Below are 11,703 nucleotides of genomic sequence, written 5' to 3'. Positions count from 1 at the left end.
TGAGACGCTCACTTTTGTATGAGTTATGGTCTAGCGATTCCCGAAATAAAGTGATCTGCGTGCACGACTCGCCTTATGATTTAAGTTAACTGTCACCTTTGTTCCAAGCCCAGGTTCCCGCGTTTAAACCAATCGGATCGTTGAAGTTATATGACCAGTACTGTTGTATTCACATCTTCGCGAGGTGACGCGACGTCATGACGATCGTGCTTTAAGGCATCTGCGCTATTTCGCTATTTATTGCTATCACCGAACAAGCCAATGTATCATCTTTTCGAATCCTTCTAAGTGATTGAGTTTTGTGACATGACCACAGAAAGCATCATGACATCCGGTTTGTTCACGATAAAGCCGTCAGATACAGTCGCCCATGCCATGTCCCTCATGCATGAACATCACGTGCGCAATCTCCCGGTCGTGGATGAATCAGGCGCATTTATTGGATTGTTTGGCCTGCGACGATTGAGTCACCTGTTGCTGCCCAAGGCAGCATTGAACCTTGGAGAGCACAGTATTTCTAATCTCCACTTTCTACCGGACGAAGTTGTCCAGATGGGAGATCGCTGGCATAAGATTGCTGACCAGCCGGTAGAAAATTTCCTGGAAAAGGAAAAGAAACTGCTTTTCTGTTCACCGGAAACAGCTTTTCCAGAGCTTTTGGCTTTACTCGATGAAAGTAAAGATACAAGCCTGCCGGTTATTGTCGTCAAAGGTAAAAGCAAAAAGCTCGTTGGGATGGTATCTACCTGGGATGTTCTTGAAGGGATCATCATGGGACGGTTGATTAACCAAAATGATGCGAACGAATCCGCAGAGAAAGATGAGTAATCAAAAGAAAAAATACTCAGCAAAGTATGCGACAAGTCGCTGCGTAAGCGTCAACAATGCACGGTGAAAGTGAACTTGCGGCCCAGGTGATCTTCGGCTGGGACCCGCTCTGGGTTTCATCGATACTGTTCGTAGCAACCTACGTACTCATTGTCTCCGAGAAAATTAACCGTGCGATCGTAGCCGGGATAGGTGCAGGTCTGATGGTAACGCTCGGGGTTCTGAACCAGGAAACCGCGATCTCGGGTATCGATTTCAATACACTGGGGCTCCTGACCGGAATGATGGTAATCGTCGCCATTACCCGGGGTAGCGGTATCTTCCAGTTTATTGCGGTCTGGTCGGCCAAGAAGGTCAACGCCAGCCCCTGGGGTATATTGTTCATGCTTTCGCTGGTTACAGCGATATTTTCCGCACTGCTTGATAATGTCACAACCGTGCTGTTGATTGCACCGGTTACTCTCCTGATCTGCCATGAACTCAAAATCAATCCGTATCCTTTCCTATTTGCCGAGATTTTTGCGTCGAATATTGGCGGCACCGCTACCCTGATCGGTGATCCACCTAACATCATGATTGGCTCGGCCGTTGGCCTGTCGTTCAACGATTTTCTGCTCAACCTCGCGCCCATCATTCCTTTTATCTTCGCTGTCACGATGGGAATTATTTACCTGGTCTGGGGGCGCAGTATGCAAGCCACCACGGACGCGCGTGAGCGAATTATGAAATTCAAGGAAAAGGATGCGATAACGGATGTGAGACTGTTGAAGCAGTCAATGTTTGTGCTTGTGCTGGTGATCTCGGGTTTTGTGCTGGCGCACCCGCTTCGACTTGAACCTGCTACGATCGCTATGTTCGGTGCAGCCCTGTTGCTGCTCCTGTCTAATTTGAAGAACGATGCCGAGGAGCAGTCAGAGGAAGTAAACAAGACCTTCGGAAACGTCGAGTGGATAACCATTTTTTTCTTCATCGGCCTGTTCATCGCGGTCAAGGGGATCGAGGAGGCCGGTGTATTGCGAATTCTTGCGAATCTCGTCATCAACTACACCGACGGCGACCTTACCGTAACTGCGCTTGCCATTCTTTGGATTTCAGCAGTCGCCTCTGCGGTTGTCGATAACATACCGTTCGTGGCAACCATGATCCCGGTTATTAAATCCATGGCATCGCCTTTTGGTGGTGCCGAATCCCTCATGCCGCTGTGGTGGTCGCTGGCGCTGGGTGCATGCCTGGGAGGCAATGGCTCCCTCGTCGGGGCAAGCGCCAACCTTATCGTGGCCGGTTTCGCCGAGCGCGCGGGTCACCGCATCCGGTTCCTGCCCTTCATGCTGATGGCTTTTCCAATGATGTTGCTGAGTATCGGTATCGCTAGTTTTTACGTCTATTTCCGGTATCTCTAAACAATGACGACAGGTAAATTTCCATGAACGTAAAGCAGGTGCTGATTCCCACCAGGGTCGCGAAGCCAGGAACGACAGTCAGAGAAATTTTCGAGGAATGTTCCCGTGCCAACACTCCCAGTCTCCCGTTTTGTGACGATAGCGGCCGTATCGTCGGGCGTGTTACGTTAAAAAATATCCTCAAGCGTTCCTGCCTTCCGGAGTTCATGGTGGAACTGGCCATGGTTCTGGGAGATGAGTTGTCCCACATGCAAGACATGGGCACCGAGACCAGGCATCTGTTCGATAGTCCGGCTGATACCTATGTTCAGGAGCCCCATCTCTCGATTACTCCCGATTCTCCTGCCGTTAAGGCATTGGCGATTATGGAACGAAGCGATACCAGTTACTTATTTGTTGTTGACGGGGAATGTTACTTGGGCGTGGTGACGATTCATAGCCTGGCAGATGCCCTTATCGAATTCGATAATCCGTCCTGACCACCAGGACCTATATGCCTCAATCATTGTTTCATTCAGTCCGGGACGATGAGTCGTTTAAACGATGCAGTTGAAGAGTCCCCGGTACAAATTTGGGAAGCCGATTTACCTTTGGAGTTTTAATCAAGCCGAGCCATGGCAATGTCCGCTATTGGCCGAATCAATTGGCCGAAGATTGCCTTCTACCTGGGTTCTATGAGAGTCCGTTACTGAGAAAGCTGACGCTCAAATTCGATTGATCAGCGGCGATATCCGACCCATAGGCGACAATGAAGGCATAGAGATGAAAGTGTATTGATAAATCAACAGGTTAAACCAAAATTACATGTTATCCTCACCCGGCGATTTGAATGAATATTAAGGAGAATCCACGGTGACAAAATCCCGCAGATTATTTCTACGCGTACTTGGTACGGGGGTAATTGCTTTACCGTTAAGCAATATAACCCACCAGGGGATTGCATTGGCGGCCGAAAACTCGAAACTAGATCCTGAGGGTCCCGCCGCAAAAGCGCTTGAGTATGTCCATGAATCCCCATATGCAACAAGACGATGTGCCGAATGTCAACTCTTCAAAGGCTCAAGGACTGCTAAATGGGGGCGGTGCGCGATATTCTCAGGGAAGCTTGTTAACGCCAGGGGCTGGTGTCAATCCTGGAGCGCTTAGGTTGGCATTAAAAATAGGCGTATATCTAAATAGTTGGTATTAATTGAGTAGATGAATGTCCGCTTGTGGCCTATTCTGTTGAAAAACTCGATAAAAATGGAAGGCTATTTTTCTGCAATATAGCAAAGCATTCTAAACTTCTCTTAGCACTGACTATGTAAGCTCACCAGTTGCCTTGTCGGAAGAGATCGTTAGTTCTTAGTCTCCCAACCGTATGTTAAATATTAAAATTCGTAATATCGAAAATAAATTTCTCATCCAGAAAAATTTAGAGTTTTTCAACAGAATAGGCCGAAGATTGCCTCCCACCCCAGTTACTGAGTGTCTCCTTTCGAGAAATCAGTCCCCCATAAGCGATTAAATGCTTCCGAAATCACCCAAAAATGGGCGCTAAGAATTTGCGCAGCGAGTGGTTTGTCCGGGATTGCGGTTTATCGAAATCCATGGCTTAATTAAAAACAGTCGTTTATTCTGCCTAGATCCTTATCTCGTTTGAAGTTGTTTATGGGTAAAGCATCCACAATTCCGCTTGAGCTTATCGATGATATACGTAGCAAGGCGTTGCACGCGGCCAAGCCGCGCAGTTTGACGCCAAAGCAACGCGACTCGTTGTTCGAGACAATCAAGATCTTGCTCAAAAAGAGGAATGCGGTACTCATCACGCATTATTATGTCGATGAGCAGCTGCAGATCCTGACAGATGCCACCGGTGGCTACGTCGGTGATTCGCTGGGTATGGCTGATTACGGTAATCGCCATTCTGCAACCACGCTAGTCGTAGTAGGAGTGCGTTTCATGGGCGAAACAGCAAAGATTCTCAACCCGGAAAAACGCGTAATCATGCCGGATCTGGCCGCGGAATGCTCGCTCGATCTGAGCTGTCCGATCGAGAGCTTCAGTGCCCTCTGCGACCAGCACCCCGACAGGACCGTGATGGTCTATGCCAACACCAGTGCCGAGGTCAAGGCGCGCTCTGACTGGGTGGTTACTTCATCAAATGCCGTCGATATCGTGGCCCACCTGCACGCCAGAGGCGAGAAGATTATATTTGCGCCCGATCGTCATCTCGGCAATTATGTGCAGAAGCAGACCGGTGCCGACATTCTCAACTGGCAAGGTTTCTGTGTCGTACATGATGAGTTCAAGGCAAACTCACTGCGACAACTAATGCAGGAGCATCCTGATGCCGAGGTTATTGCGCACCCGGAGTCGCCTACCGAGGTGCTTGATATGGCGAGTGTGGTCGGTTCCACGACGCAGCTGATCAATGCTGCGAAAGCATCCACAGCGAAAACCCTGATCGTTGCAACCGATTTTGGCCTTTTTCATAAGATGCACGAAGCGGCTCCCGGTAAAAAACTGATTGCTGTGCCAACAGGTGGTGACAGCGCCTCCTGTGTCAGTTGTGCCCATTGTCCGTGGATGGCAATGAACAGCCTGGATAACCTTGCCGCGGTTCTCGAAGATGAGCATGATGTTAGCCATGAGATCCATATCGACGAGTCGATACGCAAGAAAGCGCTGAAGCCGATCGAGCGTATGCTTGAATTTTCCCGCTCACAGGGCAAAGTCTAACTTCACGGACTATCCCGCATGACTTACCAGATGGACAAGCCCTCGCTCACACAGATAGGTGCATGAAAGATTTGGATATTGCGAACTGACAGCCTGGACGATCGCCTGGGTCGGGAGCATTTCACCTCCGAGCATAATCTTCTTGAAAATCCCACAGTAGCTAATTTCCTGGGTGCCCGTTCCCGGCCGATTCCTGCAGCCAAGCTCATCCAATTGAGCGTCTCCTTACGAGAAAACTGCCGCTCAAAATCGATGAATTGGCGGCAATAACCGACCCGAAGCAGACCCTGGCTACAGCCCAACTTGTTTGCCCACAGGAAGCATTCGACATGAACTTCGTTATTAACTGAGGCGCTTGGCAGGAGCTATAGCTGAATGTTTTCGGGCGCTGGAGAGCATATAGCAGATCGGCTAAATTGAACTGGCGGACCCTCCGACACCGCGTAACCTACCGAGCTAGCCAGCTTGGTTGACGCAGCAAATCGATCAGCTGATACATGCCCCTTCGGCTCTGCAATCAAGAGATGACCGTGCGGCTGGAGAAACGATCGCACCTCGCTCAGTAAGCTTTCTGGATCTCCAACTTCATGGACAACCCAAAAGGCCAAAGCAAAGTCCACAAGGCAGGTAACACCAAGTTTGTCAGGTGCACAAACCTGAAATTCAATACGATTCGCTAAACCCTGTCGCTCGGCACGGTGTCTAGCGCGCTCTATCATTTGTGGCTGCACGTCCAGCGCCACGACTCTTCCAGCAGGCCCAACAAGTTCGGCAAGCGCAAGGCTGAAGTACCCCAGGCCACAGCCAATATCAACGACCGTATTACCGGGCTTAACAAAGGCGCCCAGAATTGCAACAGGATCGTGAATAAACCTACGTAAGGGGTTATCGAAAGTGTATGCAAACCACCACGGGCAGGTGTGAGGACCCAGAAAGAGGACTCGACGTAGGAGGCTTACCCTCCCTGAATGCCCTTCATGCGATTTGCCCACATTATTGCTCCTGCATAATAAAAACCAAATTTAGTTGGCCTTTAAAGCCCTGCAAAACGGGAACAGCGACTAAAAGTTTAAACACCAATTACTCCAAACATCTCTCTAAGTAAATATCCTGTATAAAACGCCAATCCCGCGGCAATACCACCGATTAGTAGGGTACGAAATCCCGACGAAATCGCAGGTTTGTCGAATACGTAGCTTTTAAGCATTCCAATCATAAAGAACATGATTCCTGCAACACAGGCGCTGGCGAAGAATTTCTGTTGTATTTGCAATGTTGACGTAATAAAAGGCAGCAATGGCGCTGCCCCTACGACGACGAATGCCGAAAATGTAGCTCCAGCAGATGCCCATGGGCTTGGTGAAATTTTATGTATGCCATGTTCCTCCGTGAGCATAGTGTCTACCCATAACTTTTTATCTTCACTAATCGTGGATACAATCTTCTCAAGAACATCCCCCTCGAAACCCTTTTCCCTGAATATCTGACGTATCTCTTCTCGTTCGCCCTCGGGAACCAAATCAATGTGTCTTTCTTCTGATCGTCTAACGCTTTCTATAAATTCTTGCTTTGATCGATGTGATTCATAATTACTTACAGCCATGCTAAATCCATCGGCCACGAGGTTAGCAAAACCAAGTATCACGGCGACCGATGAGGGTAATCCCGCACCAACAACACCTGAGACTACTGCAAAAGTAGTCACACATCCGTCTATGCCCCCAAGAACAGCATCAGATACGTTTTGAGATTTGGGTGCCTGCTGCAGGCGTAATCTTATATGCTCTGGGTGATGTTCTCGGGCAAGCTGCTCTGTACTATCCTTTCTCATCAGAACGTAATCTTAACGCTCCGTATGTGGTTTTGACACATACAGGCCGATATAAAAAGAACTCCAGATGTATTGGTCTTTGAATTTAGAGATCCGTTCCTGGCCGTACTACGTAACTCTGCGGGTACCCCTCAGCGTCTTCTTTCAAGGAACCAGGTTCGTAGCCAACGACTTTAGACTTCTATTTGCGCTCCATCAACCACCTAGTTATCCTGATCGCCAATGCTCGCGGTACAACCGCAGCCATAAATGCAAGAATTTTGTTTCGATAGCCCGGAACAACAATCACCTTCCGCTTCTTCAATGCCTTGTATCCATTCGCTGCGACTGTCTGCGCTTCCATTAGTTTTATCGGTTTGCCACTTGCCAGTCTTACATCACTCATGTTGGCACGGCCGAAAAAGGCACTTTTAGTCGGGCCTGGGCAAAGGCAGGTCACATGTACATCTGATCCCTGGAACTCGTTGCTAAGCGCAAGTGAAAAGCTCAAAATGTAAGCGCGTGTCGCAAAATGCACGGAAACCAGAGGACCGGGCACGAGTCCAGCAATCGAAGCCACATTGAGTATTTCGTTCCCCCCCTGTTGAGAGCGCTGCCTCAAAAACAGCTTCGTCATATGAGTCACCGCGATGATATGAAGTCGTATCATCTTAATCTCTTCTTCAAGATTTGTTTCTTCGAAAGTACCATAAACGTTAAAGCCTGCATTATTCACGAGTACGCTCAGAACGATTCCCTCTTGCTTCAAGATTTCAAAGATTTCTGAAGGGGTTTCAGGATTAGCGAGGTCCCTGGGTATGATTTTTACTTTGATCGAATACTTGGCTTCGAGCTCATTCTTGACTTCCTTAAGCCGAGTCGCGTTCCTCGCTATGATGACCAGATTTATACCATCTTGAGCAAGCACATGCGCGAACCCATTCCCGATGCCACTCGTGGCTCCGGTTATGAGTGCGAATCGGCTTCGGGGAGGAATTGACATAATCGTATGTTCGCCTGAGCTGAGCTACTCATCAACTTAACGCCAGTGTCCGTTTCTGGCCGTACTACAAAGCTCAGCGTTAGCGTTTCAGCGTCTGCTTACGAGAAAACAGATCCTCATTACGGAAAAATAGGCTTCCGAGTTCGAACCTTCTCGGATTCTCAGTGCTTCTCATCCGAAAGGCTTAGAAAGTAGTGCCGTAGACGACAAAAAACCCTCAACGGGGGAGGGCTTTTTGTTGACTTACTTGCGCTTCTTCTTGACTGCCGTTTTCTTGGCAGACTTCTTCCTGGCTACCTTCTTCTTAGCTGCAGGCCTCTTCTTCTTGGCAGCAGACCTCTTTTTCTTGGCCGGCTTCTTCTTAGCTGCTCTCTTCTTGGCAGGCTTCTTCTTGGCTACCTTCTTCCTAGCTGCAGGCCTCTTCTTCTTGGCAGCAGACCTCTTTTTCTTGGCAGGCTTCTTCTTGGCTGCCTTCTTCTTGGCAGCAGGCCTCTTTTTCTTGGCAGGCTTCTTCTTAGCTACCTTCTTTTTAGCTGCAGGCCTCTTCTTCTTGGCAACAGACCTCTTCTTCTTAGCTGCAGGCCTCTTCTTCTTAGCTACCTTCTTCTTGGCAGCAGGTCTCTTTTTCTTTGCAACTACCTTTTTCTTGGTAGGCTTTTTCGTAGCTGCCTTCTTCTTAGCAGCAGGCTTCTTTTTCTTTGCGACTTTTTTCTTTACAGCCATTTTCATCACTCCTATTTTACGTTGAAAAGTTTGTCTCTAACCGTATTTTTATTTTCGACAATGACTCCTTGTCTCCAAATTGATTCATACTAACCAGCTTGCAGGTAACTCCAGACCTGATTTTGTTGCACGGCCTCGCAGAAATCAATTTATTTTTCAGAAATGCCTAATACAAGTAACACGGTAATTTGGTGCCCGCCTCTGGCCGAAGTACTAAGCTCAGTGCACATTTTTCAGCTTCTCCGTTGGAGAAAACAGACTTCAAAATATCGAAAATTAGATCCTCACCGCCGAGGAAAAAAGCATTACCAAATTGGCCTATAGATGTTTTACCAGTAACCAGTTAACCCAGTAACTCCGGCCTTACCATCCAGTTGATCTGCCAGCTATCATTTTCAATTAATTCGAGGCAGACGGCACTCCCCGGTTGATAGGCTACAAGCATATAGTTGTCATCACCAGTTACCAGGTGTGATACCAGTTTTGCCATAAACGGCAGATGACCGACCACCATAGTATCCACGCTCCCGCTGGCTGTTTGCAAGTCAAACGCACCTGGATTGTCGTTTGGATTAATCAGATCGCTGGTCTCTAGTTGCAGCATGGGCGCGATCTCGGTGGCCAATATCTCTGCGGTTTGCTGAGCACGCAGCTTGCCGCTGTGGATCACCCGCTTTATCTCCACCCCAGCATGTTTGAGCGCCCTGGCAACGCGTTGTACATCCGTCATACCTTGTTCGGTTAGCGGACGTTCTGGGTCAAACTCTTTGGCCACCGCCTCGCCGTGTTGTACCAAGTATATTTTCATATCCGTCACCTTAGCCTCTTTATAATAATATATTCAGAATAGCGACCATCCAACCGCGCCATTTATCCTGTACCGAAACACCTAAAGGTAACACTACCGAACCTTTTATTGTGATGAAATATATCCCTGAAGTCAGAGACCGATAATGGTATCTAACCACGCGGGATAAGACTTCGAATGTGCAGCGTCAAGATCAATATCAGTCAGATCGCTAAGAAAAGCCTCGACAACCTCGGTGAATGCGCTGCTCATTGCAGAGTCATCGGGAAATGCTTCGACTGCGAGCGAGCAGTATGTATTACCTTTGATTTGCAGATCCGTCAGCTCGATCCCGAGACCACGATCAATCTGGGTGGTCGATTCGACTTCTTCTGGCTGGCCGGTAATGGTATTGACGCGAATCTTACGCAACGCGCGAACTTTTTTCACCGCAATGGTCTGCAAATCCTGCTCGTGTCCAATCAAAAACAAGTTCTTATAAGTCTGCGGCATATTCGGATATGACCACTTCATCCAGTGTTCAACATTGCCTTGGTGTCGTCCGCAATAAACCTGCGTGCCGAGTGAGGCTATACAACCCTTGATTTGCAGTTCGCCCTCGCGCCACTTAATTCCCATATCAATGCTGCCAGGTATGATCAAATAGATGTCAGGTTGATCATCAAGCCGACCTTGCCAAACTGGTGGGCCAACACTCGGATTTTTTGGAAAGGGCGCTACTGTCTTAAACCAACGCCTTAGCGGCTCATATTGATCGGACGTCCCATTAAAAAACCATCGAACCTCATGACTGGCAAATGGAACAGTTTTCTCCATCTTACAAGCTCCCCCTTGAGTTAAGAATCGGTATCGAAAGGTTATTAAACGTGATTAATTATATGCCGAAGCGCCTGAAAATGATGCTCGCTGTATCCAAATTGCAAACGTCCGATTCTGATCGATTCCCACAACCCAGCAGGCACATTTGAGCGTCTGACTTGGGGAAAACATACCCTCAATACCTCGAATACAGGGGCGAAATTCAACCCACAACCGATATTTAATATTGAGTTTTCCGGGATTACTTCGCGCCCAGAGCCTTCATTTAGTCTCTTACGAGACCTCCAGTTTGAATCCAGGCCGGACAGTTATACAATGATATCCGCTAAAAAGATCTAATCTTCTCATCCGAATATGAAGGAGAGGTGTCCGGTTGCGGTTCATCTATATGTATATGAACTGGCGTCATGGTTCTCGAAAGATTCTGGTCTCATTCGCACTCATGTGCATGTGCACTGTCTCGCTGCTTTATGCCGGGGAGTCTGAAAAGCCAGCGTCCTCTCAAGAGGCTAAGTTGCTCTGGAAGAAGGGTTACTACTTGCACACTATTGGCAAGTACGAGAAAGCAATTAAATTATTCAGCAAGTCCATCGATTTGTACCCGACTGCCGAAGCCTACACGTTTCGCGGTTGGTCATTCAGCGAGCTCGGCCGCATCGAGGAGGCTATCGCCGAATGCAAGATGGCTATTGAGCTTGACCCTGAATACGGAAACCCGTACAACGACATTGGTGTATACCTCATAGACCTCGGTCGACCTGAAGAAGCAATTTCCTGGTTGAAAAAGGCCATCGAGGCAAAACGCTATTGCTGTTACCAGTACCCGTATTTCAACCTGGGCCGCGTCCTACTCATGCAAGGGCGTGTGTCAGATGCCAAGCAGTCCCTTACGCGTTCGCTCAGCTATGATCCCGATTACTTACCCGCGCGAATGTTACTCGAATTTATCCGAGATAAGGGGCTAGAACTGATTTAAAGTCAAAAAGTTTTCAAGAATTGCACGGTTCATCGAGCCTCCGCTAAGGGCTGTTCTCAGAAGCCCATATCGCGATTACGAGTGTCTGTTATTGAGATAACGTGCACTCGAATCCCGAGTGGAGACCCTGGTGCAAGCCAAGGTCTCAATGAGTCGGAATTATCATTATTGCCCGATAACTTGGACAAGCTGTTCATCATTCAGAACGGGTATCACTTCAAACGATAATAGATCAGACCAGTCATGACACCATTTCGACGCGGCGACGGCATCATCCGTCTCAGCAATTGCAAAGCCCCGCGAACCGGAAACATCGTGCCATCTGGCAACCATTTTGACTCCGTCAGGAGGCGCACCTCCGGTTTCATTAAACCGTGCTATCGCGCTCTTAGTGTGATCTGGCTTGAAAGTCCAGACAACCATGAAATGCATCTCGATACCCTCCATAAAATTATTGTTGGAAGGCCTGAGTATATATGTCGACATAACTAGTAGCAAAATGCGCTGCGGGTTTCAGGTGGAATTTGAAACGGACTTTTTTAGATACTTTGGAGTCCGCAAATGGCGTTCTCTGACGGCCAATCCATGATTTCAAATGCCCGCTTTAGACGCTAA

Annotated in this window: 11 protein-coding genes; 5 read left to right on the top strand and 6 right to left on the bottom strand. The window is 48.2% G+C overall.

From position 1 onward, the window contains the following. The first annotated feature begins 306 nt into the window (after nt 1–306). From OES20_16275 to nadA, 4 genes are all read left to right on the top strand, one after another. Nucleotides 307–828, top strand: coding sequence for a CBS domain-containing protein (locus tag OES20_16275; protein MDH3636255.1), 522 nt, complete (start codon nt 307–309; stop codon nt 826–828). Between the two features lie 56 nt (nt 829–884). Beyond that, nucleotides 885–2,228, top strand: coding sequence for an ArsB/NhaD family transporter (locus tag OES20_16270; protein ID MDH3636254.1), 1,344 nt, complete (start codon nt 885–887; stop codon nt 2,226–2,228). Between the two features lie 23 nt (nt 2,229–2,251). After that, on the top strand, nt 2,252–2,707 hold the full coding sequence (locus OES20_16265; GenBank protein MDH3636253.1) for a CBS domain-containing protein: 456 nt from the start codon (nt 2,252–2,254) through the stop codon (nt 2,705–2,707). Between the two features lie 1,171 nt (nt 2,708–3,878). Further along, entirely contained in the window at nt 3,879–4,949 is a 1,071-nt protein-coding gene (nadA, locus tag OES20_16260; protein ID MDH3636252.1) for a quinolinate synthase NadA, read from the top strand. A 1,069-nt stretch (nt 4,950–6,018) separates the two neighbouring features. On the opposite strand, the gene OES20_16255 is transcribed toward nadA, so the two are convergent. From OES20_16255 to OES20_16235, 5 genes are all read right to left on the bottom strand, one after another. Further along, on the bottom strand, nt 6,019–6,780 hold the full coding sequence (locus OES20_16255; protein MDH3636251.1) for a VIT1/CCC1 transporter family protein: 762 nt from the start codon (nt 6,778–6,780) through the stop codon (nt 6,019–6,021). Between the two features lie 181 nt (nt 6,781–6,961). Beyond that, complete coding sequence (locus tag OES20_16250; protein MDH3636250.1) at nt 6,962–7,762, bottom strand: SDR family oxidoreductase; 801 nt, start codon at nt 7,760–7,762, stop codon at nt 6,962–6,964. 243 nt (nt 7,763–8,005) lie between these two features. Then, complete coding sequence (locus OES20_16245; protein MDH3636249.1) at nt 8,006–8,485, bottom strand: hypothetical protein; 480 nt, start codon at nt 8,483–8,485, stop codon at nt 8,006–8,008. 343 nt (nt 8,486–8,828) lie between these two features. Continuing rightward, on the bottom strand, nt 8,829–9,293 hold the full coding sequence (gene sixA, locus OES20_16240) for a phosphohistidine phosphatase SixA (protein ID MDH3636248.1): 465 nt from the start codon (nt 9,291–9,293) through the stop codon (nt 8,829–8,831). Between the two features lie 132 nt (nt 9,294–9,425). Next, nucleotides 9,426–10,109, bottom strand: coding sequence for a hypothetical protein (locus tag OES20_16235; protein ID MDH3636247.1), 684 nt, complete (start codon nt 10,107–10,109; stop codon nt 9,426–9,428). 517 nt (nt 10,110–10,626) lie between these two features. Here OES20_16235 and OES20_16230 point away from each other — a divergent pair. Further along, nucleotides 10,627–11,088 carry a tetratricopeptide repeat protein gene (locus tag OES20_16230; protein ID MDH3636246.1) on the top strand — a complete coding sequence of 154 codons (462 nt, stop codon included), beginning with the start codon at nt 10,627–10,629 and terminating at the stop codon, nt 11,086–11,088. Between the two features lie 165 nt (nt 11,089–11,253). Here OES20_16230 and OES20_16225 read toward each other — a convergent pair whose 3' ends face one another. Further along, nucleotides 11,254–11,520 carry a DUF3303 domain-containing protein gene (locus OES20_16225; GenBank protein MDH3636245.1) on the bottom strand — a complete coding sequence of 89 codons (267 nt, stop codon included), beginning with the start codon at nt 11,518–11,520 and terminating at the stop codon, nt 11,254–11,256. Nucleotides 11,521–11,703 lie beyond the last annotated feature (183 nt).

The organism is Gammaproteobacteria bacterium (assembly GCA_029862005.1).
In the GTDB taxonomy this organism is placed as follows: domain Bacteria; phylum Pseudomonadota; class Gammaproteobacteria.
The sequence above is the reverse complement of the archived record's forward strand: the minus strand, read 5'-3'. Positions and strand labels throughout refer to the sequence as shown.

What these genes read in the sequence shown, in the direction of transcription:
- sixA (MDH3636248.1), bottom strand. Translation starts at nt 9,293, where the DNA reads ATGAAAATATACTTGGTACAACACGGCGAGGCGGTGGCCAAAGAGTTT.
- OES20_16225 (MDH3636245.1), bottom strand. Translation starts at nt 11,520, where the DNA reads ATGCATTTCATGGTTGTCTGGACTTTCAAGCCAGATCACACTAAGAGC.
- OES20_16235 (MDH3636247.1), bottom strand. Translation starts at nt 10,109, where the DNA reads ATGGAGAAAACTGTTCCATTTGCCAGTCATGAGGTTCGATGGTTTTTT.
- OES20_16265 (MDH3636253.1), top strand. Translation starts at nt 2,252, where the DNA reads ATGAACGTAAAGCAGGTGCTGATTCCCACCAGGGTCGCGAAGCCAGGA.
- nadA (MDH3636252.1), top strand. Translation starts at nt 3,879, where the DNA reads ATGGGTAAAGCATCCACAATTCCGCTTGAGCTTATCGATGATATACGT.
- OES20_16270 (MDH3636254.1), top strand. Translation starts at nt 885, where the DNA reads ATGCACGGTGAAAGTGAACTTGCGGCCCAGGTGATCTTCGGCTGGGAC.
- OES20_16250 (MDH3636250.1), bottom strand. Translation starts at nt 7,762, where the DNA reads ATGTCAATTCCTCCCCGAAGCCGATTCGCACTCATAACCGGAGCCACG.
- OES20_16275 (MDH3636255.1), top strand. Translation starts at nt 307, where the DNA reads ATGACCACAGAAAGCATCATGACATCCGGTTTGTTCACGATAAAGCCG.
- OES20_16255 (MDH3636251.1), bottom strand. Translation starts at nt 6,780, where the DNA reads ATGAGAAAGGATAGTACAGAGCAGCTTGCCCGAGAACATCACCCAGAG.
- OES20_16245 (MDH3636249.1), bottom strand. Translation starts at nt 8,485, where the DNA reads ATGGCTGTAAAGAAAAAAGTCGCAAAGAAAAAGAAGCCTGCTGCTAAG.